The sequence below is a fragment of the Paenibacillus sp. ICGEB2008 genome (genome assembly GCF_000307675.1).
Taxonomy (GTDB): domain Bacteria; phylum Bacillota; class Bacilli; order Paenibacillales; family Paenibacillaceae; genus Paenibacillus; species Paenibacillus polymyxa.
The window spans coordinates 170,727-192,190 of sequence record NZ_AMQU01000016.1; the positions used below are offsets into that span (position 1 = coordinate 170,727).

Below are 21,464 nucleotides of genomic sequence, written 5' to 3' on the forward strand. Positions count from 1 at the left end.
GGAAATACCGTAGAGAGCTGACTGCTCTTTGCGGTATTTTTCTATATTTAATAAAACCTATTTACATACTTGGTTTAACGCGATATATTAAGTATCAAATTTAAAACATATTAGTGCTTGGAACGAGGGGGAAACAAATCATGTATATCCAAAAAGGGCTCCAAAAAAACAAGAAGCTAGGGCTCGGAGCCATCATGCTGCTGGTGCTGATTATACTGGTCACAGCATGTGGCGCGCCGAAAACAGAAAGCGGCGCTCAAGGGACAGGCACTGCAGGAACGAATACAGGAGATGGAAAAACAGATAGTTCGAATCTAAAGGGTAAACGGGTTGCTTTGATCATGGAGTTTAATACAGGTACGTTTTCGCAGCAGTATGTTCAAGGTGTGGAAGATGAGGTTAAGAAATTTGGCGGTACGCTGACCAAGTTTGTTGCCAATAACGATAAGGCTAAAATGGCTTCTTTGCTAGATAGTGCGATTAACCAGCAGTTTGATGTTATTTTGACTGACCACGGTGACGCATTGCTGGAGCCAGGACTCAAAAAAGCAATTTCCCGCAATATTCCAGTTATCGTGTTCGATGCTGCGGTCAATGTTCCGGGTGCGGTAGTGCTTTCACAGGATGATCAAAGCATGGCGGAGCTGACGCTTGAGCAAATGAAAAAGGACATCGGTGGCAAAGGAAACATTGTGAAGGTATGGGTTGCTGGGTTTGCACCAATGGAGCGCCGTCAGGTTGCTTATGACGCATTTTTGAAAGCCAATCCAGATATTAAAGAGATTGCAACTTTTGGTTCGGCTCAGAATCCTGCTTTGGATACGCAAGCCAAAATGGAAGCTGTGCTAAAGCAATATCCTAAGGGTGAAATTACAGCAGTTTGGGCGGCTTGGGATGAATTTGCCAAAGGTGCAGCTCGTGCGATACAACAAGCTGGGCGTACGGAAATTAAAGTTTATGGGATTGATATGAGTGATGAAGATTTGCAAATGATTCAGGACCCGAAAAACCCGTGGGTGGCTTCAGCAGCCGTAGATCCAACAGATATCGGGCGCGTACAAGTGCGCTATGCATACCAGAAGTTGCATGGGGATAACCCTGAGGAGAAAGTTGTGCTGAAGGCAGTATATGTACAGCGCGAAGAGTTGCCAGATAAGCAAATTTCCACATCCGAGTTGTCTCAATTTGTGAAAGGATGGGGCAAGAGTGAGCAGGGCTACAAGGATTGGATGAAGGAATATGAAACGTCCAAATAAAATGGATGCATAACGCAAATGCAAAGGCGCGCTTCGGCGCGCTTTTATCATAAGCGGGAGTGAGGGGACATTCATGAGTACACAAGTATATACATTGGAGATGAAGAAGATCAGCAAACGGTTTGCTGGTGTAGATGCGCTGAGAGCCGTGGATTTTACGGTGCAGGGTGGCGAAATTCACGCTCTGCTAGGTGCCAACGGGGCAGGGAAGAGCACATTAATGAAAATCTTGTCAGGTGCGTATCGTTTCGATCAGGGAGCGATCGTTGTGGATGGCAAGGAGCTGATTATTCGTTCACCGTGGGAAGCCAAAAGAGCCGGAATTCACTGCGTGTATCAAGAAGTCGATTCGGCACTTGTGCCTCAGTTAACCGTCGCGGAAAATATTGTAATGGACGATTTGTCTGTACCTGATGGTCGATGGTGGGCTGCACCAGCGTCCATGCGCAGGCGAGCACGTGAGGCATTAGCGCGTCTGGAGGTTGATATAGATGTACGACGATACGTGTCAGAATTGACGTTGGCAGAAAAGCAGCTTGTACTCATCGCACGGATTTTGACACAGCAGGCGAATACTATCATTTTTGACGAGCCAACGGCACCGCTGAGCGAGGAAGAAACGAGGCGTTTGTTCCGCACCATTCATACCCTCAAGGATGAGGGAGTAGCATGTATTCTCATCACGCACCGATTGCCGGAGGTCATCGCGCACAGTGACCGTATTACGGTGATGCGTGATGGTGAGCGCGTGTTCTCGGGACCTGCTTCTGATTTAAATGTAGGCGACATTATCACGTATATGCTTGGGAAAATATTTGATGAGGAATTTCCGAAAACAGAGGTACCTATTGGTGAAACGGTATTGGAAGCAAAAGGACTCCGTAAGGGATTGCGAGTTCACGGCGTTGATTTGCAGGTCAGACGCGGTGAAATTCTCTCTATTGTGGGTTTGGTCGGTGCGGGCAAGACGGAGTTGTCACGACTACTTACAGGGGCAGACAAGCCCGATGTGGGGAAGCTGACCTTCAAGGGGCGCTTCATTCGTATGCGTGAGCCAGCGGACGCGGTAGCTCAAGGAATTGTGTCCATACCCGAGGAGCGGCGTAAGCAGGGGGTCTTGATTGAGGAGAGCGTGGAACGAAACCTTAGTCTTCCGCTCTTGGGCAAGCTGAGTGTCCTGGGTTTCATCAGTCGGCATAAAGAACGTAATAACGGTAATGGGGTTGTCGCCTCTCTTGGTATTAAGACGCCTTCACTGCGCCAGAATGTTAAGTATTTGAGCGGTGGGAATCAGCAAAAGGTTGCGATAGGAAAATGGCTTCATTCCGGTGCGGATGTATTCGTTTTTGACGAGCCAACCAAGGGTGTGGATATAGGGGCAAAAAGCGATATTTTCCGTATCATCGGAGAATTGGCTGCACAAGGAAAAGCAATCATTTATCTTACCTGTGAATTCGCGGAAGGTATAGGCATTGGTGATCGGATAGCAGTCATGTATGACGGTAAAATAATAAGGGAATTTGCGCGAGGCGAAGTCGAACAGGAACAGCTTCTGTTGTACGCCAGCGGTGGTGAAGAGGTGCATTCATGAAGGAAAAATGGTTAAATGTCTCGTTTCGTTACGGTGCTGTAGTTGTCATTATAGGTGTGTTGGCGTTTTTCTCAGCCACATTACCTTATTTCTGGACGTATGATAATTTGATGGATATTCTTGGCTCCATTGCGATTGTGACTTTCGTGGCCATTGGTGTGACGTTATCACTTATTGTAGACGGTTTTGACCTGTCGGTTGGTGCAACGGTATCCTTGACGACGGTCGTCTCAGCCTCGTTGATGGTCTGGTATGAACAGCCTGTTGCAGTGGTTATTATTGTATCTCTGATTGTTGGAGCTTTGGTTGGGCTGTTGAATTCACTTTTGATTATTAAACTGCGTATCCCCGATTTGCTCGCAACTCTAGCCATTATGTATATCGTTAGCGGGATTCACCAAACATACGCACAAGGCTATACCATCTACAATCATATGCAGTTTCCTGATGGCAGCAAGGCGCCAGGCGAGATATCTCCAGCATTTCTTTTACTGGGGCAGGGTAAATGGTTGGGTATCCCGATTTCGGTTATTTTACTGTTGCTAGCTGTGGCAGCGGTGCATGTTTTCTTGACCTACACAAAGCATGGGCGTCAAATGTATGTAACTGGCGGGAATGAGGAGGCTGCTCGTCTGTCAGGTATACGGGTAAAAAAGGTCCGTACACTGGCCTATATCGCTTCAGGCGTATTTGCGGCAATTGCCGGTATTTTATATGCCTCGCGTGTAGGCTCGGGTCAAATTGACGCTGGCTCTCCCTTACTTATGGAGGCAGTAGCTGCAGTATTCGTCGGTTTTTCAGTGTTTGGTGCGGGTAAACCCAATGTTATTGGTACATTTATTGGTGCGGTGTTAATCGGCGTATTAGTTAATGGACTGACCATGATGAATGTGCAATATTTTGCCCATGACATTGTCAAAGGAGTAGTGCTGGTGCTTGCGCTGGCTGTTACTTTTTACGTACTGAACCGTCGTCGTACTTGAAATTGTCTGTCGACTGTATTACTATAAACCTTGTTCCACGCAAGAAGGGTGCCATAAAACGCCAGTTTCGGCCTATATGGCGGTGGTTAGGTATATTCTATGTATATTTAACGACGAAACGGAAACAGATGATAACATTATGGAAGGCAGTATGCCGCCCGGGTTATTTTATACAGGCGACTTCATTATCGGTGGAGCACACCGATAACCTTAATGCTGGACTACACTTGAATTGGGAGGTGAATATGTTGAATAAAACGGATTTGATCAATCAGGTTTCTGAGAGCACTGAATTGTCCAAAAAGGACGTAACCAAAGCAATCGATGCAGTATTTGAAGCGATCGCTGGAGCACTGCAAAACGGAGACAAGGTACAACTGGTAGGTTTCGGGAACTTTGAGGTTCGTGAACGTTCCGCACGTAAAGGACGTAACCCGCAAACAGGAGAAGAAATCGAAATCCCTGCGAGCAAAATTCCGGCATTCAAACCGGGTAAAGCGCTCAAAGACGGAATTAAATAAGATTTCTTACATATTCCCAATGCGCTGAAAGGACCGTGAATTTGATTCACGGCCTTTTCTTTTTGTCCTATTTACTTTGTGGTAGAGGTGCTATGGACTGAAGAAGAGGAAGGTGTCTTGCCGTTTCGCGAGGCATAAGCAATCAGCACCAGGGGTTCACCTGTCAGCTCGGCAAATTCATGTTCCAGCCGTTGAAGCTGCTCTATCTGAGCAGGACTGAGATTGGCGGGACGATAGTTTTCCATCCGATCCGTTCCTTTCGTTAATAGATGGGACTGCACAGATAGTATGGCACAGGAAGCACTAATTGTTGCAGGCGCGAGGAAAGCATGTAGTTGACAAAACAATCTTAAATCTCCATCATAAAAATATAGCTTCGGCTCTCAGGGAGGAAAAGGACATGGAAGATAACGTGACGGGCAGCAGTGAGTACGTCGTAATTAAAGCAAAAAGCAACGGATGTCAGGTTTTTGGTCTGACCAGAGGTCAGGATACACGCCTGCATCATTCAGAAAAATTGGACAAGGGTGAGATACTGATCGTTCAATTTACGGATCATACTTCTGCCATCAAAATTCGCGGCAAGGCCATGGTGATGACCAAGCACGGTGTTGTAGATACGGAGGAGTAAAATGCAGGCATAGCCTGCTTTTTTTTTGTTGTACAATGAGAGTGAGGACCTTTACCGTAGCAAACCCACATTATGGGGTAGGGGTCAGGGGAGGCTCTGATGAAACCTTGGATTGTACTCGGTGGTTCCATTCTCATAACCACCGCAGCAGCAATATTGCTGCCGTCCTTACAGATGCTGGACTCGGGTACCGCAGCAGTTCGTGAAACACAGGCAACAATCTCGCCCCAGCAACGAGTGTTGCTGACGGATGACAATCTGGTAGATACACTGAACGAGCTTCCATTGACCACACCGATTGCAAGTGCAAGCTGGGAACATTCTGTCCTGACCCTGGATGTTAAGCTGTCCAAGGAAGAAACCACACCTCTGGAGATTTATCAAAACATGGCGGAGCTTGCCGCCTTTAGCTTTTACGGAACGACGAATGTACGGCAATTGCTGTTGCGGGTGGTGACGCAGGACGAATGGTCAGGAGAACGCCATTTGCTGCTGGCATCCGATATACGCCGGAACGAGTGGACGAACGAGGCATTGGAACAACTTAGAAATCGGGAAGGCGCTGAACTGCCAGAAGATTTGAAATCTCGTTTCCGCATTACAGTAACGCCTATGTGGCAAAACAGGTTTAGCGGTGTATATACAAACTAGATGTTTCTACCGCTGGACCTACAGTACTTTAGTCGCGAATCATTTTAAATTGTGATATAATATAAGGCATTGCAATTATTTGAGTATACCAGAAAGTCATGGCTCGGAGGCTTAGGATGAAACCGTATCGCGTACCTCAATTAGTAAGGAAATATGTGGAATACGACATGATTCAACAACATACGGAAATGCCGGCTTTTCCTGACAGCCGTACCCGTTTGCTGTTTGAGTTTTTGAACCGGAATGCGCAAGGGCTGCATGCCAGTGAGGATGAACTGTACGCTTTGGTTACATCACTTGTGCAGATGGGACTGGATACGCATGATATGATTGATACTTTATCCGGTATACGAAGTCCGGAAGAGATGCGATCCAGACAGCTGAAAGTGTTAGCAGGTGACTACTTCAGTAGCCGTTTTTATCAGCTACTTGCACTAGCAGGCCGAATCGAGGCCATTTCGAAGCTGAGTGACGCTGTATGTGAAGTGAACGCAGGGAAAATGAGCTTATACTGGGAGATGAAGCATTTTCGATTGAATGCCGCTCAGTATTTATCTCAGATGGTTTGCTTCAAACAGGAGCTTTTTTTATCATTGACTTCACTTATTGCAGAACAGGATCAGGAAGTCTGGAAGCAGCTTCTTAATGAATTCGCTCTCTGTGACACGCTGGTGGAGGAATGGGAGAAACGGGCAGAACCAGACAAGTCCCGTTTCGGATATATGTTCTGGCATATTTACGGTAACGGAGACCAGCATGAGCAGGCACTGCTTTCAGAGGGTGGTAATGAAACAGCAGTTTGGCGTAAGCTTGTGCTGAAATACAAAGCCGAGGATGCGATACTGGACAAGCTTCGCACGGCTGTTACACACATCCGGCAGACCCTGTCAGATGAACAAAACACGGGGATTGAGGAATTTGAATGCATGCTTGAGCCTTTCCTGAAGCTGCTAAACAGTTCGCACCCGGTTGTGAGGGAAGGTTAGGTGAACGTCATGGGATCAAGCGACACCAAGCCGAAAGAGCAATTCGTTCATGGCGTGTTTGAAAGTATAGCCGGTAAATACGATTTGATGAACGATATACTGAGCTTTCGCAGACATAAGGCTTGGCGGAAATTTACAATGAAAAAAATGAACATGCATCACGGCGATACGGCAATCGACCTTTGTTGTGGGACATGTGACTGGACGCTTGCGATGGCGCGTGCAAGTGAAAGTGGTCACATCGTAGGATTGGATTTTAGCCAGAACATGCTAAATGTTGGCGAGCGCAAGATTACATCAGAATCCCGCGAAAAGCAAATCAAGCTTGTACGAGGCAACGCGATGGATCTACCTTTTGAAGACAATTCATTTGATTATGCGACGATTGGTTTCGGTCTTCGCAACGTACCTGATTTGCGCCGCGTGTTGCAGGAAATGCAACGTGTCGTCAAGCCTGGTGGGCAGGTCGTATGTTTGGAGTTGTCCAAACCTACTTGGCAGCCGTTCAAGGGAATTTACTACGCATATTTTCAACACATCTTGCCCATGCTCGGCAAATTGTTCGCCAAACGTTATGAGCAGTACAAATGGCTCCCTGATTCGTTGGCGCTTTTTCCAGGAAGGGATGAACTGGCTGACATCTTTCGTGAAGTCGGATTGAAGGATGTTCAGGCTCATTCTCTCACCGGAGGCATTGCGGCATTGCATATTGGAATCAAGGAGAGTCAGCATGTTTAAGAAAATTGCCATTTTTTTGGAAATGATTAAAATTGAACATACTTTATTTGCGCTCCCATTTGCATTTATGGGGGCTGTATTGGGGTCAGTTGTCGTGACGGACAACCTTCCCTCATGGCCGCAGATCGGTTGGATCTTGCTGGCTATGGTTGGCGCACGTAGCGCAGCCTTCGGCTTCAATCGTATGATTGACCGTGTGATTGACGGGAAAAATCCGCGTACAGCAGGACGCGCTATTCCGGCAGGGCTGCTCAAATCGAGCGAAGTGGTGATTTTCATCATCGTTAGCTTGTTGTTGTTGTTTTGGGCCTCATTCAAGTTAAGTCCGCTGGCGTTCAAGCTGTTCCCGCTGGCCTTTTTTATGCTTGTTTTTTACTCTTACACCAAGCGTTTTACTTGGCTGTGCCACTTTGTACTTGGTTTGACCATTGGTTTGGCGCCGCTAGGCGCGTGGGTTGCAGTGACGGGACAAATGGATTTAACTGCTATCGTACTTTATCTCACGATTGCATTTTGGACCGCTGGATTTGATGTTATTTATGCTTGTCAGGATATTGATTTTGACCAGAGCGAAGGGGTTTATTCTATTCCTGCCCGTTTTGGTGTAGCAGGTGCTCTGAACATCGCCCGTGTGTTCCATGTCATTACGGCGATCGGATTTATTGTGCTGTTCTTTATCGCAGATTTAAGCTGGTGGTATCTGGCGGGCATGATTATTTCATACATTATTTTATTTTATGAGCACTATATCGTATCTCCAAAAGATTTGAGTCGTTTGCAGACAGCATTCTTTACTATGAACGGTGTACTTAGCATTGTCGTATTTGCTTTTACACTGATTGATTTGGTGGTGCGTCAATACTAATGAATAATCAGGTGAGCAACCATCAAGGCAAACGAATCGTTATTGGCATTACAGGTGCGAGCGGAAGCATTTATGGTGTACGACTAGTAGAGACACTGCTGGACTTGCAGTATACAGTTCACCTGATTGTTTCTAATGCTGGCTGGCGGGTATTGAAAGAGGAGCTGGGCTGGAATGTGACCGACCGGGAAGGAGCTTTGAATGAACAATTCGGAGGCCGTCCCGGTTCTCTTGTATACCATCCGTTCACAGATATTGGAGCTTCAATAGCGAGTGGCTCTTATTTAGTAGATGCCATGATTATCATGCCGTGCTCGATGGGGACGTTGTCAGCAGTAGCCCACGGTTCGTCTGATAATCTCATGGCACGTGCAGCAGATGTGATGATGAAGGAAGGTCGTCCGCTAATCCTTGTGCCTCGTGAGACACCGCTGCATGCCATTCATTTGGAAAATATGCTTAAGCTTGCGAGACTCGGCGTCAAAATGATTCCGGCCATGCCAGCTTTTTATTTTCATCCGAAGACGCTGGATGATATTGTACTGTTCCTCGTAGGCAAAGTATTAGACAGCTTGCGTATAGAACATCAATTGTTTACGAGATGGGGGGATTCCGATGCCGATACCGGACACCAAGACAATCACAATCGGAAAAATTAAATATACAAACGCCTGGCCTATTTTTCATTACTTTAATCCTTCAGAGCTTCTCCATTCGGCGGAGATGGTTTCCAAAGTTCCGGCTGAATTGAATCGAGGCATGCTGAAAGGGAGTTTGGATATGAGTGCGATGTCCTCCTTTGCGTATGCATCAGGTGCTGAGGAAATGCTGCTGTTGCCCGATTTATCCGTTAGTGCAGACGGTCCAGTCCAATCCATTTTACTATTTTCACGCAAGCCGCTAAATGAAATCATTAACGGCACCATTGCACTGACGAATACTTCAGCCACATCGGTGAACTTGTTGAAAATTTTGATGCAAAAGGCATGGGAAGGTCAGCCTACTTACTTTGATTGTGAACCGGATCTTGATTTGATGCTGGAACAGGCAGATGCAGGGCTGCTGATTGGAGATCACGCGATCAAGGCATCCTGGCGGAGTGAGGGCCTGTACGTAACCGACCTCGGGGAAGAGTGGAAACGCTGGACGGGCTATAGTATGACTTTTGCTGTATGGGCAGTTCGACGTGCTGTTGCTGCTCAGAATCCCGCTGCGGTGGCTGAAATTGCGAATGCGTTCCGCGTAAGCAAGCAGCGTAGTCTGTCTGACCTGACACCTGTTATTTCTGAAGCTTGCAAGGAAATTGGAGGTTCAGAAGATTATTGGGAGCGCTACTTTACGAATCTGTGTTATGATTTTGGAGAGAAGCAACAACAAGGTTTAGAGCTTTATTTTAAGTATGCATATGAACTGGGGCTGCTTGACCGACGAGTGAAGCCGCTTCTCTGGAGTGACAATACGCTGACACGGGTGAAAGAATGAAACGATTGGATTTGTTCGGTTTATTAAAAAAGGATATGAACTTCATAGAAGAAGAGCTGTACCGTAGCATTGACAGTAGGGAGCCGTTGATTAATGATACGTCGCTTCATCTACTTAAAGCAGGGGGCAAGCGTTTGCGTCCCGTATTTGTATTGCTGGGAGGCAAGTTTGGAGAATATGATCTGGACAAGCTCAAGCGCATAGCGGTACCTCTGGAACTGATTCATTCTGCCTCTCTCGTTCATGACGATGTGATTGACGATGCGGAAATGAGACGCGGCCAACCCACCGTGAAGTCCAAATGGGACAATCGGGTGGCTATGTACACCGGAGACTACATATATGCACGCGCACTATCTATTGCTGCTGGGCTGCCGAATCCCGATATTCACCGAGTGCTGTCTAAGGCGTTGGTGCAGATGTCGATTGGTGAAATGGAACAAATACGTGATTTTTTTAATGTGGATCAGAGTGTGCGCAATTACTTGCTTCGCATTCGGCGCAAAACGGCATTGTTGATTGCGGTCAGTTGCCAGTTGGGAGCTATGGCTGCAGGAGCACGGGAAAGAGTCAACTCTCTGTTGTACAGCTATGGCTATAACGTAGGTATGGCTTTTCAAATTCAGGATGATTTGCTTGATCTGTGTGGAACAGAAAAAAAAGATCGGCAAGCCTCCAGGCAGCGATATGAGACAGGGCAATATTACGCTTCCGGTCATTTATGCGCTTGAACAACCCGAACTGCGAGATGATCTGCTGGCTGAAATTCGGCGAATTCAGGATGGGGACGGGCAAGGAGACGCCCGTAAAGCGGTGGATATGATCAAAAAAAGTGAAGGAATCACTAAAGCTGAAATTCTCGCCGACCGATATATTAATAAAGCGCTGAACGCGCTGGACTTACTACCAGATGTCAAAACAAAAAAGACGCTGCGCGATATTGCTCATTTTGTGACACGCCGCTCCTACTAAAGTTGTATTTTAGGTTTGCTGTGACAAAATACTTTAACCGTTTCCAATCTTTCTGTTACAATACAGATTAGTACTGTATAAATACATTAGATTGGATTGGGAGTGAGCCGATGGATCGTACGTTTTTGATGGTTAAACCGGATGGTGTACAACGCGGACTGATTGGACGTATTGTCAGTCGTTTGGAAGACAAGGGCTTCAAAATGGCGGCTGGCAAGCTTGTGCAGGTATCTAGAGAACAAGCAGAGCGGCATTATGCGGAGCATGTGGGCAAGCCTTTTTTTGAAGAGCTTGTAGGCTTTATCACATCAGGACCTGTATTTGCCATGGTTTGGGAAGGGGATAACATTGTTACGCTTTCCCGCTTGCTGATTGGTAAAACACAAGTAACAGAGGCTCTTCCGGGCACCATTCGTGGAGACTTTGCTGCACATACACCGTTTAACCTCATTCATGGTTCAGATTCACCGGAGAGCGCAGAGCGCGAGATTGCAAATTTTTTCACACCAGAAGAATTGGTTCGGTATGAAAAAACTGTAGCGACCTGGGTGTAAGTTTAATTACGTATGAAGAAGGATGGTAGCATGACGGATCTGGAACTGGGTCAGACGGACCCCGATTACACAGCGTTTATCCGCAAAATCAAGGACAGCACAGGTATTGATCTTGCACAATACAAAGAAGCACAGATGAAAAGGCGGTTAACGACGCTTCGCAACAAAAACGGGTTTCCCAGTTTTGTTTCTTTTTATGATGCCATGATGAAGGAAAAACCTCTATTCTATGAATTCTTGGATCGTATGACGATCAATGTTTCCGAGTTTTGGCGAAATCCCAATCGGTGGGAAGTGCTGCGGGATATCATTTTGCCACAGCTGCTTGTGGGAAAGCAGAAGCTTAAGCTGTGGAGTGCGGCCTGCTCGACTGGTGAAGAGCCCTATAGCTTGGCTATGGTTCTCGACGGTAAAGGGATTTTAGGGAATTGCTCTATTACAGCTTCCGACATTGATGATGGTGCATTGGCTAAAGCCAAGGAAGGTAAATATTTGGAGCGTTCGCTCAAGGATGTGCCTGAGCAGGTAGCTAGCAAATATTTTAAACCAGACGGTGCCATGTATCGGATTGATGACCGTTTAAAACAGGCTGTGAAGTTTCAAAAGCAAAACTTGCTGCTGGATCGATTTGAGGATGGGTATGATCTCATTATCTGTCGAAATGTTATGATTTATTTTACAGAAGAGGCCAAACATGCGTTGTATCAAAAGTTTGCTGCCAGCCTTCGTCCCGGCGGTGTTTTATTTGTCGGCAGTACCGAGCAAATCTTTTCTCCTAACCAATATGGGCTGGAATCGACTGAAACCTTTTTTTATCGCAAAAAAGCATAAGCCTGTACATATCATCCATCGTTTCGTAGGAACTTATTTCTATTCTTAAGTAATGGATGGCTGGCTTATCAACAGCGCACGTCCTTTAGCTCTTCTGGCTGAGGGACGTGTTTTTTTGTTTATCTGCCTCAGACGTGGCTTTTCTTGTCAAAGAAAGGTGCGTATACTATAATGAAGCACAGTTAAAGATTTTAGCGATGCACAGTTTAACAGTTTAAAGGGGGAACGCGTCATGAGTTTACGTTATTTAACCGCGGGGGAAACGCATGGTCCCCAGCTAACTGCCATTGTAGAGGGTATGCCGAGTAATTTAAAATTGGATTTTGAGGAATTGAATTTTCAGTTGCACCGTCGTCAGAAAGGATATGGACGGGGGCGGCGTATGCAGATTGAAAAAGATACGGCGAAGATTGCTGGTGGCGTACGTCACGGATATACCACAGGTGCACCAATTGCACTAGTTGTGGAAAATAACGATTGGAAGCACTGGCAGAATATTATGAATATTGAGCCTATTGAAGGCAGTGATGAAGAAAAGCGTCGGGTTCATCGACCGCGTCCGGGCCATGCAGATTTGAATGGCGGAATGAAATACAACCTGAAGGATCTTCGCAACGTGTTGGAACGCTCCAGTGCACGGGAAACAGCAATTCGTGTGGCATGTGGCGGGTTGGCTCGTCAATTGCTGGCTGAGTTCGGGATCAAGGTGGCAGGTCAGGTCATCCGCATTGGTGAAATCGAAGCTCCTTATCGCGACTTGCCGATTGATGAACTGATTGCTGTAACAGAAGCTTCTTCGGTGAGAGTAACCGATCCGGAAACGGAGAAGAAAATGGAAGCCTACATTGACCTGATCAAGCAAGAAGGTGACTCCGTCGGTGGTGTAGTGGAATGTATCGTGGAAGGTGTTCCGATTGGTCTGGGCAGTCATGTACAGTATGATCGGAAGTTGGATGCACGTATCGCACAAGGAGTCATGTCGATCAATGCATTTAAAGGTGTGGAAATCGGCATCGGGTTTGAAGCAGGAGAATTGCGCGGTTCACAGGTGCATGACGAGATTTTATATGATGAGGAACGTGGATATCACCGTCGTACGAATCGTTTGGGTGGTTTTGAGGGTGGCATGACCAACGGAATGCCAGTGGTGGTTCGTGGCGTTATGAAGCCAATTCCCACACTTTATAAGCCGCTGCAAAGCGTTGACATTGATACGAAAGAAGCGTTCACTGCACAGGTTGAGCGTTCGGATGCATGTGCGGTACCAGCGGCAAGCGTAGTCATGGAGCATGTGGTAGCTTGGGAGATAGCCAAAGCTTTACTAGAGAAATTCGGCGGGGATTCGATTGAAGAAATCCGCGCGAATATTGCATCCTATGAACAACAACTGGAGCGGTACTAAGATGAGCACGCTGACGGTACAGCTTGGCGAACGTTCTTATCCTATTCTTATCGGACGTGGGTTGTTGCATCAAGCCGGAGAGTCGTTGAAGGAACGAGGAATTGCACAAAAAAGCCCATTATTGATTGTTTCAGACGAAAATGTAGCGGGATTCTACTTGGCAACAGTGGAAAGCAATCTTCAAGAGGCGGGGTACAAAACGGTATCATTTGTCGTTAAGCCAGGTGAAACATCCAAGTCGCTTGCTGTATTTGAGCGGGGTATAACAGCAGCCATTGAGGGCGGTTTGGATCGCAATTCAGCTGTTATCGCTCTTGGTGGTGGTGTGGTGGGTGATTTGGCTGGATTTGTGGCGGCATCTTTTATGAGAGGCATCAAGTTCGTACAGGTTCCAACTACTATCCTTGCCCATGACAGCAGCGTGGGTGGTAAGGTCGGCATCAATCATCCTTTGGCGAAAAATATGATAGGAGCCTTTCACCAACCGGAACTCGTACTGTATGACGTAGATACGTTGTCAACATTACCTCCTCGCGAGGTATCTGCGGGGCTTGCTGAAATGATCAAGCATGGCTTGATCTGGGATGCTGATTTTGCTCAGTGGTGCCGTGAACATGCGACGGATTTGCTCGGACTGGATGCGACGGCATTGGAGTACGGACTGGAGAAGGGATGTTCCATTAAAGCCGAAATTGTATCACGCGATGAACGAGAAAATGATTTGCGCGCTATTTTAAACTTAGGCCATACGATTGGGCATGCGATTGAAGCGATTGCGGGATATGGTGAGTTTTTACACGGGGAAGCCATTTCTATTGGTATGGTTGGCTCGGCACTACTGGGTGTGAAGCTGGGGGCAGATCCTTCTTTGGTAAACGAAACGAAGGAAATGCTGTCATCGCTGCGCTTACCGACTTCTCTTCCGTCACATCTCGATACAGATCGATTGCTCGAAGCGATGATGCATGACAAAAAATTCAAAGAAGGCAGCATTACTTTCGTTGTCCCACGCAGTATTGGGCGTGTGGAGGTTGTGAAGGATATTTCCGTCTCTTACATCCGGGAAGTCATTGAACAGTTAAAAGAGGAGGCGTAACGATGTACAATCGTGGAATTCGTGGCGCGACGACCGTGACGAATAATGAAGCAAACGAAATTTTGGAAGCAACAAGCCAACTACTGGAGGAAATTGTATCCTACAATGAAATTCAGCCGGAGGATATTAGTAATGTATGGATAACGGTGACCCATGACCTGGATGCTGCCTTTCCAGCCATGGCCATCCGTCAGCTTGACGGCTGGGACATGGTTCCGCTCATGTGTGCATTAGAAATTCCTGTAGCTGGTAGCTTGCCCAAGTGCATCCGTTTGATGGTACAGGTGAATACCGATAAATCTCAGCGTGAAATGAAACATGTATATTTGAACGGAGCACAGATGCTAAGACCGGATCTGGCTTCCCAAGGGAAATAATCGTCCATTTTTTAAGTTGATGGTTGCCAAAGTAACATTCCATGAGATATAGTGTGTGTAGCAGAGTTGAGTTGAGTAGAGTTAGCCAGAGCAGAGTTGAGATGAGAAGAGTGTAGTCTAGCCAATTCCATATGAGATTACAGAGACCAGCGGTAGCGGGTAAGCTTTTGTCCGTGAAGAGACCTTCTTCATAAAGAGAAGCTTATTTGAGGTAACCTGCGCGGTTATGCAAAAGGGATAAGTGTATGCTTTTCTATTTGCTGTGATCATTTTACATATGGAGCATTCTTATAATTTCAATAACTGACAGCCTCTACCTTACGGGTAGAGGCTTTTTTTATTCTCTCCATTGGGTTCTGCGCCAATTTGGAAAGGAAGTGATCTCATGTTAACGCCGCATGTGGAGCAAGTGATAGCGATGGCGAATGAATTTAACCTGATTCCTGTGTACAAAAAAGTGCTGGCTGATATGGAGACGCCGATTCGGATTTTCCGTCGGTATGCTGAGCGGGACCGTGCCTTTCTGCTGGAGAGTGTAGAGGGAGGCGAGCAGTGGGCGCGACATTCCTTCATCGGAACAGACCCATTTCTGATGGTCTCAGGTAAAAAAGGTCGATTGATTTTGGAACAACACGGTAAACGGCAAATATTAAGCGACAAGCCGATTGAAGCGCTCAAAGCATTACTTCGTAAATACCGTAGTCCGAAACTGAAAGACATGCCTCCATTTACAGGCGGGGCTATCGGATTTTTTGGATATGACCTGCTTCAATACTACGAAAAGCTGCCAGAGCACTCGGTAGATGATTTGAATATGGATGATATTCGTTTTATGTTTTGCGATCAAGTCATTGTCTTTGATCATGTGAAACAGCAAATTTTGCTGGTTGGCAATGTTCATATAGGTGAAGGGTTCCGCGAGGAGGACATTCGTGCTGCTTATGCAGATGTGGAACGCAAGTTGGAGAACACGGCGCAGTATCTGCGCAAGCAGTCCCCACCGGAGCGATTAGGCTCTGCCTCCATTCCTGATGATGTGGAACTGGGTGAGATCCAATCCAATGTGACAAAGGAACAGTTTATATCAAACGTGGAGCAGGCAAAGGAGTATATCCGCTCTGGTGATATTTTTCAGGTTGTACTGTCCCAGCGTTTTCACATCGATACAGAGGCCTCTCCACTACAGGTATACCGCGTGCTGCGCACGATGAACCCGTCGCCATATATGTATTATCTGAAAATGGATGACGAGATCATCGTAGGCACTTCGCCGGAGGCACTCGTCAAGGTGGAAAACGGCCGTGTAGAGACCCGACCGATTGCAGGAACGAGACCGCGTGGCGTAACGGAAACCGAAGATGCGGCGCTTGCTGAAGAATTGTTGAAGGATGAAAAAGAACGTGCAGAGCATCTGATGTTGGTAGATCTGGGAAGAAATGATCTGGGACGTGTATCCCAGTTTGGCACCGTAAAATGCGATACATTCATGGAGATTGAACGCTATTCCCACGTGATGCACATTGTATCGAATGTGTCGGGCGAACTGCGTGAGGACAAAGATTTCTTCGATGCTTTCCTGTCTTGCCTGCCGGCCGGCACCGTATCCGGAGCTCCAAAGCTACGGGCGATGGAGATTATTGCTGAGCTGGAGCGGGAAGCACGCGGAACCTATGCAGGAGCAATTGGATATTTGGGCTTCTCAGGCAATATGGATGCTTGCATTACGATTCGCACAATTGTGTTTAAAAAGAACCGGGCCTATGTCCAGGCAGGGGCTGGAATTGTGTGGGACTCGGTACCGGAAAGCGAGTATCAGGAGACGGTGAACAAAGCAAAGGCACTGCTCAAAGCAATCCGCACGGCCGAAGCGATGTTTCCAGCAACGACACAGCCTTACAACAGCGTCATCAACCAAGATTATTTGTACACTCCGTAACACAAAAATCTGATTCTGAGGAGGAGACGACAATGGAACGACATGACATGATACAAGTAGGGTTAAGCCGGATCATTGAAGGACAGCATCTTTCGCGTACGGAGGCCCGTAGCGTGATGGAACAGATTATGAGTGGGAGTGCTACACAGGCGCAAATCGGCGGGCTCCTGACGGCTCTTCGCCTCAAGGGAGAGACGGTAGATGAAATCACCGGTTTTGCCGAAGCAATGCGCAATTACGCTAGTCCAGTGCAAGCTGGGGAAGGGAACAGTCGTCTACTGGATACATGCGGCACCGGGGGTTCGGGTATTCACAAGTTTAATATTTCCACCATTTCCGCTATTATCGCGGCTTCGGTTTCTGTACGGGTAGCCAAGCACGGCAACCGCTCTGCAAGTGGCCGTGCCGGGAGCGCTGATGTCCTGGAGGCACTCGGAGTCAACATTCATTTGACAAGTGATCAGGCTCGCTCGTGTCTGGACCGCATCGGTATCTGCTTTTTATTCGCACAGCTGTATCATCCGTCTATGAAGCATGCCGCAGCACCGCGCCGCGAGCTAGGTGTGCGGACGGTATTCAATATGCTCGGTCCATTGACGAATCCGGCTGGTGCGGATCGGCAGTTGCTGGGTATTTATGATGCTGGCAAAACGGAAGTGATTGCCGAGGTATTGAACCAGCTTGGCTCCAAACGAGCCATGGTCGTCAGCAGTTTGGATGGGCTAGATGAAATTAGTATTTCGTCCGCCACACGAGTATCCGAGCTCAAGGACGGCAAGGTTCACACGTTCGAGCTTCATCCGTCCGATCTGGGCTTGCAGACACATTCTCTCGATCAGGTGTTGGGCGGCGATGCTCAGGTTAACGCAGAGATCATACGGCGAATTTTGAACGGAGAGCATGGAGCTTATCGTGATGTTGTGCTAGCGAATGCAGGAGCGTGTATTTATGTCTCAGGCGCAGCAGCTACCTTGACAGACGGAGTAGCGCGAGCGGCAGAAGCTATCGACTCTGGATTGGCTCTTTCCAAGCTGGATCAATTAATACAGGCAACGGGGGAATATCAATATGTATCTTGATAAAATTGTGGTGACGAAGCGACAAGAAGTGGAGCAGCTTAAGCAGCATTTTGAGATTAATAAAGCCGAACGCTTAATTGCAGATTTACCTGTGACGAGAGGATTTGAAAATGCGATCGCCAGCGGACGCAACCGTCCGCTCGGGCTGATTGCTGAAGTAAAGAAGGCTTCTCCGTCCAAAGGGTTGATTCGACCCAATTTCCATCCGGTGGATATTGCGCGTGCATATGAGGGAGCAGGAGCCGATTGCATTTCTGTACTGACAGATGTTACGTATTTTCAGGGGAGTCCTGAATATTTACAGCAAATTGGCGATCAAGTGAAAATTCCGCTGTTGCGAAAAGATTTTATCATTGATGAACGGCAAATCTATGAAGCTCGTCTATTGGGAGCGGATGCGGTACTGTTGATTGCCGCGATATTGGAACAGAATGTATTAGGTTCATTCTTACAAATCGCCAAGGATCTTGGGCTGGATGCGTTGGTAGAGGTGCATGACAGTGAGGAACTTAAAGCAGTGCTGGATCTGGGTACAGCGAACTTAGTTGGTGTGAACAATCGCAATCTTCGGACATTTGAGACCCGTCTCCAGACGACAGAGGAGCTGATCTCACTGATCCCAAAAGGGGTTACATTCATCAGCGAAAGCGGCATTGCAGGACCGGAAGATGTTAAGTATCTGCATTCGGTAGGTGCGCACGGCATTCTGGTAGGGGAGCATCTGATGCGTAAGGAAGATGTAGGACAGGCTGTAGTCGAATTGATGGACGGGGTTAAAGCATGAACAAAACGGGCGTAAAAATTTGTGGACTTCAAAGCGTTGAAGTGCTAAAATCTATGGTAAACTTACCGGTCGATTATATAGGTTTTGTGTTTGCTGACAGCAAGCGCCGGATTGACGGCGCACATGCTGGAGAGTTGCTTCGCGTATTGGATGAATGGGCCTCGGGCAGCAGACCGCGCAGCGTGGGCGTATTTGTGAACCCTGACGATGCACTGTTAAACGATGTGATGGAGAAAGCACCATTGGATGTCATTCAGTTGCATGGACAGGAAAGTCCACAGCGCTGTCGGGAGATTAAGGAACGTTTTGGCATACAGATATTCAAGGCTTGGTCTGTGGACAGCCAAGGGCAGACAGAGCAGGGGAAGACCGAACACCGAGCAGACGAATTAGAGGCTTATGTCGGAACAATTGATGCTTTACTGCTGGATACATACGATCCCCTGTATGGCGGCGGTTCTGGAAAAACGTTTGCGTGGGATCGAATTCCCGCCTATCAGGCTTGGACTCATCAACACGGAATCCCTCTGTTTGTAGCTGGGGGGCTGACTGCCGATAACGCAGAAAAGCTGATTAGCGAGTATCATCCCGACGGGCTGGATGTTTCCAGCGGTGTAGAGACGAACGGAGTCAAGGACATTGCAAAAATCACAGCATTCGTAGAAAGGGTGAAGCAGGCATGACACAATTACCTGATAACAACGGACGTTTTGGAACATTTGGCGGACGTTTTGTACCGGAAACGTTGATGAACGCACTGATTGAATTGGAGGAATCCTACCGAAAATACGCGGATGATCCTGAATTTAAGGCAGAGTTGAACGGACTCCTGAAAGACTATTCGGGTCGGGAAACGCCGCTTTATCATGCGGAGCGTCTGAGTCAACATCTGGGCGGGGCTAAAATTTACTTGAAGCGCGAGGATTTAAACCATACTGGCGCCCACAAAATTAATAATGCATTGGCTCAGGGATTGCTGGCAAAGCGTATGGGAAAACAGAAGGTCATTGCCGAAACAGGTGCAGGACAGCATGGTGTCGCAACGGCTACCGTAGCTGCATTGCTCGGATTGGAATGCAAAGTGTTTATGGGCGAAGAGGATACGGTTCGCCAGCAGTTGAACGTATTTCGGATGCAGCTTTTGGGTGCGGAAGTGATTCCGGTGACATCGGGTACACGTACACTTAAGGATGCCGGGAATGAAGCTTTACGTTATTGGGTGAGCCATGTTCATGACACGTTCTATATTTTGGGTTCGGCTGTCGGTCCGCATCCGTATCCGATGATGGTGCGGGATTTCCAGCGTGTGATAGGCGATGAAACACGCCGTCAGATCTTGGAGAAGGAAGGCAGACTTCCGGATGTTGTTGTGGCAGCGATCGGTGGCGGAAGCAATGCTATCGGTATGTTTTATCCTTTCATAGAGGATCAAGGTGTTGCTTTGATTGGCGTGGAGGCTGCTGGAAAAGGCGTCGAGACGGAATTCCATGCAGCTACCATGAGCAAGGGGACGCAAGGAGTCTTCCAAGGCTCTATGAGTTATCTGCTTCAGGATGAGTACGGACAAGTACAACCTGCGCATTCCATCTCGGCTGGACTGGATTATCCAGGTGTTGGACCGGAGCATTCATACCTAAAAGATATTGAGCGGGCCCAATATGTCCCGATTACTGATCAGGAAGCGCTGGATGCACTTCAGCTCCTTTGCCGTACCGAAGGAATACTGCCTGCATTAGAGTCGGCACATGCCGTTGCACAGGTCGCCAAGCTTGCACCTACGTTGACTTCAGATGATATTATCGTTATTTGTTTGTCTGGGCGTGGGGATAAAGATGTGGACTCCATTATCAAGTATTTAGGGGGAAATCCGTCATGAATTTAATTGATCAGGCGTTTGAACGCCTTAAACATGAAGGCAAAACGGCATTAATTCCTTTTCTGACGGTAGGCGACCCGGATGTGGATACCACGATAGAGATCATTCGGCAGTTAGAGTCAGCCGGAGCCGATATATTGGAACTAGGCGTACCTTATTCGGACCCGTTGGCTGACGGCCCTGTGATTCAGCGTGCGTCTGAACGTGCACTGAAACGGCAAATTTCAATCCGCACCTGTATGGAGACAGCGTCTCTGGCTAGGGCGGCAGGTTCAAGCCTGCCTTTTATTCTGTTCACGTATTATAATCCTGTATTGCAAATGGGGATGGATGCTTTCTTTGCAGGCTTGCAGGAGCACGGTATCAGTGGTCTGATTATTCCGGATCTTCCGCTTGAAGAAGCAGAGGAGCTGGGAGGACGGGCAGCAGAGGTAGGTGTGCATCTGATTCCGCTGGTAGCCCCAACGTCTGAACAACGGATCGAACGAATTGCCCGTCAGGCCCGAGGATTTGTGTACTGTGTATCTTCGCTGGGTGTAACCGGAGAAAGAGCTTCTTTTTTTGAAGGTATAGAGGGCTTTATCGCGCAGGTCAAACGGCATACGGATGTTCCGGTGGCGATAGGCTTTGGTATTTCAAATCGTGAGCAGGTTGTCCGGTTTTCAGACATTTGCGATGGAGTTGTGGTTGGCAGTGCCATTGTGCGACAGGTGGAGGAAGCCATTCCATTGCTGGAGGATTCTGCACGCAGAGAAGAAGGACTTTTGCAAATTCGCGATTTTGTGGCACAATTAAAGCAGTAATGGGTGTCAAATATAAATTATTTAATTTAGTTCTGATTGGATAGAGGAGG

General features: G+C 47.4%; 23 protein-coding genes and 1 pseudogene. 23 read left to right on the forward strand and 1 reads right to left on the reverse strand.

Annotation, left to right across the window (positions count from 1 at the left end):
* Positions 1–140 precede the first annotated feature (140 nt).
* The 4 genes from C400_RS0115675 (at position 141) to C400_RS0115690 (ending at position 4,351) form a co-directional block, all read left to right on the forward strand.
* Entirely contained in the window at positions 141–1,256 is a 1,116-nt protein-coding gene (locus C400_RS0115675; protein ID WP_017427541.1) for a sugar ABC transporter substrate-binding protein, read from the forward strand.
* Positions 1,257–1,329: 73 nt separating this feature from the next.
* Entirely contained in the window at positions 1,330–2,847 is a 1,518-nt protein-coding gene (locus C400_RS0115680) for a sugar ABC transporter ATP-binding protein (protein WP_017427542.1), read from the forward strand.
* Positions 2,844–3,830 (forward strand): ABC transporter permease, encoded by a 987-nt coding sequence (locus C400_RS0115685; protein WP_016822216.1) that lies wholly within the window; start codon positions 2,844–2,846, stop codon positions 3,828–3,830. The genes C400_RS0115680 and C400_RS0115685 overlap by 4 nt, the downstream gene beginning before the upstream one ends.
* Positions 3,831–4,078: 248 nt before the next feature.
* The gene (locus tag C400_RS0115690; protein ID WP_014599981.1) at positions 4,079–4,351 is read left to right on the forward strand and encodes an HU family DNA-binding protein; all 273 of its coding nucleotides are present in this window, start codon (positions 4,079–4,081) and stop codon (positions 4,349–4,351) included.
* A gap of 71 nt (positions 4,352–4,422) precedes the next feature.
* On the opposite strand, the gene C400_RS26910 is transcribed toward C400_RS0115690, so the two are convergent.
* Positions 4,423–4,698: a hypothetical protein gene (locus C400_RS26910; RefSeq protein WP_128574142.1), complete on the reverse strand. Its 276-nt coding sequence runs from the start codon at positions 4,696–4,698 to the stop codon at positions 4,423–4,425.
* Positions 4,699–4,751: 53 nt separating this feature from the next.
* Between C400_RS26910 and mtrB the strand changes: the two genes are divergently transcribed.
* The 19 genes and pseudogenes from mtrB to trpA all read left to right on the forward strand — a co-directional run bounded on the left by mtrB (position 4,752) and on the right by trpA (position 21,414).
* Complete coding sequence (gene mtrB, locus C400_RS0115700; RefSeq protein ID WP_017427543.1) at positions 4,752–4,982, forward strand: trp RNA-binding attenuation protein MtrB; 231 nt, start codon at positions 4,752–4,754, stop codon at positions 4,980–4,982.
* A gap of 99 nt (positions 4,983–5,081) precedes the next feature.
* The gene (locus C400_RS0115705; RefSeq protein WP_017427544.1) at positions 5,082–5,633 is read left to right on the forward strand and encodes a hypothetical protein; all 552 of its coding nucleotides are present in this window, start codon (positions 5,082–5,084) and stop codon (positions 5,631–5,633) included.
* A gap of 116 nt (positions 5,634–5,749) precedes the next feature.
* Complete coding sequence (locus C400_RS0115710) at positions 5,750–6,619, forward strand: heptaprenyl diphosphate synthase component 1 (protein ID WP_017427545.1); 870 nt, start codon at positions 5,750–5,752, stop codon at positions 6,617–6,619.
* A gap of 9 nt (positions 6,620–6,628) precedes the next feature.
* The gene (locus tag C400_RS0115715; RefSeq protein WP_017427546.1) at positions 6,629–7,357 is read left to right on the forward strand and encodes a demethylmenaquinone methyltransferase; all 729 of its coding nucleotides are present in this window, start codon (positions 6,629–6,631) and stop codon (positions 7,355–7,357) included.
* Entirely contained in the window at positions 7,350–8,222 is an 873-nt protein-coding gene (locus C400_RS0115720; RefSeq protein WP_016822211.1) for a UbiA-like polyprenyltransferase, read from the forward strand. Before C400_RS0115715 ends, C400_RS0115720 begins: the two co-directional genes overlap by 8 nt.
* The gene (locus C400_RS0115725) at positions 8,222–8,881 is read left to right on the forward strand and encodes a UbiX family flavin prenyltransferase (RefSeq protein WP_016822210.1); all 660 of its coding nucleotides are present in this window, start codon (positions 8,222–8,224) and stop codon (positions 8,879–8,881) included. The genes C400_RS0115720 and C400_RS0115725 overlap by 1 nt, the downstream gene beginning before the upstream one ends.
* The gene (locus tag C400_RS0115730; protein ID WP_017427547.1) at positions 8,838–9,704 is read left to right on the forward strand and encodes a menaquinone biosynthetic enzyme MqnA/MqnD family protein; all 867 of its coding nucleotides are present in this window, start codon (positions 8,838–8,840) and stop codon (positions 9,702–9,704) included. Before C400_RS0115725 ends, C400_RS0115730 begins: the two co-directional genes overlap by 44 nt.
* Positions 9,701–10,676 (forward strand): annotated as a pseudogene (locus tag C400_RS0115735) (polyprenyl synthetase family protein). The gene C400_RS0115730 and the pseudogene C400_RS0115735 overlap by 4 nt, the downstream one beginning before the upstream one ends.
* 110 nt (positions 10,677–10,786) lie before the next feature.
* Positions 10,787–11,230: a nucleoside-diphosphate kinase gene (ndk, locus tag C400_RS0115740; protein ID WP_013371674.1), complete on the forward strand. Its 444-nt coding sequence runs from the start codon at positions 10,787–10,789 to the stop codon at positions 11,228–11,230.
* A 30-nt stretch (positions 11,231–11,260) separates the two neighbouring features.
* Positions 11,261–12,061, forward strand: a complete 801-nt coding sequence (locus tag C400_RS0115745; RefSeq protein WP_013371673.1) for a CheR family methyltransferase — start codon at positions 11,261–11,263, stop codon at positions 12,059–12,061.
* Positions 12,062–12,293: 232 nt separating this feature from the next.
* A complete protein-coding gene (gene aroC, locus C400_RS0115750) occupies positions 12,294–13,463 on the forward strand; it encodes a chorismate synthase (RefSeq protein ID WP_017427548.1) in 1,170 nt (389 codons plus the stop codon).
* Between the two features lies 1 nt (position 13,464).
* The gene (gene aroB, locus C400_RS0115755; protein ID WP_017427549.1) at positions 13,465–14,559 is read left to right on the forward strand and encodes a 3-dehydroquinate synthase; all 1,095 of its coding nucleotides are present in this window, start codon (positions 13,465–13,467) and stop codon (positions 14,557–14,559) included.
* A gap of 2 nt (positions 14,560–14,561) precedes the next feature.
* Positions 14,562–14,936, forward strand: a complete 375-nt coding sequence (aroH, locus tag C400_RS0115760; protein ID WP_016822205.1) for a chorismate mutase — start codon at positions 14,562–14,564, stop codon at positions 14,934–14,936.
* Between the two features lie 385 nt (positions 14,937–15,321).
* Complete coding sequence (trpE, locus tag C400_RS0115765) at positions 15,322–16,872, forward strand: anthranilate synthase component I (RefSeq protein WP_016822204.1); 1,551 nt, start codon at positions 15,322–15,324, stop codon at positions 16,870–16,872.
* A gap of 32 nt (positions 16,873–16,904) precedes the next feature.
* Positions 16,905–17,951: an anthranilate phosphoribosyltransferase gene (gene trpD / locus C400_RS0115770; protein WP_017427550.1), complete on the forward strand. Its 1,047-nt coding sequence runs from the start codon at positions 16,905–16,907 to the stop codon at positions 17,949–17,951.
* Positions 17,941–18,735 carry an indole-3-glycerol phosphate synthase TrpC gene (gene trpC / locus C400_RS0115775; RefSeq protein ID WP_017427551.1) on the forward strand — a complete coding sequence of 265 codons (795 nt, stop codon included), beginning with the start codon at positions 17,941–17,943 and terminating at the stop codon, positions 18,733–18,735. Before trpD ends, trpC begins: the two co-directional genes overlap by 11 nt.
* The gene (locus tag C400_RS0115780) at positions 18,732–19,418 is read left to right on the forward strand and encodes a phosphoribosylanthranilate isomerase (protein WP_017427552.1); all 687 of its coding nucleotides are present in this window, start codon (positions 18,732–18,734) and stop codon (positions 19,416–19,418) included. The genes trpC and C400_RS0115780 overlap by 4 nt, the downstream gene beginning before the upstream one ends.
* Positions 19,415–20,611, forward strand: coding sequence for a tryptophan synthase subunit beta (trpB, locus tag C400_RS0115785; protein WP_016822200.1), 1,197 nt, complete (start codon positions 19,415–19,417; stop codon positions 20,609–20,611). Before C400_RS0115780 ends, trpB begins: the two co-directional genes overlap by 4 nt.
* A complete protein-coding gene (gene trpA / locus C400_RS0115790) occupies positions 20,608–21,414 on the forward strand; it encodes a tryptophan synthase subunit alpha (protein ID WP_016822199.1) in 807 nt (268 codons plus the stop codon). Before trpB ends, trpA begins: the two co-directional genes overlap by 4 nt.
* Positions 21,415–21,464: the final 50 nt, after the last annotated feature.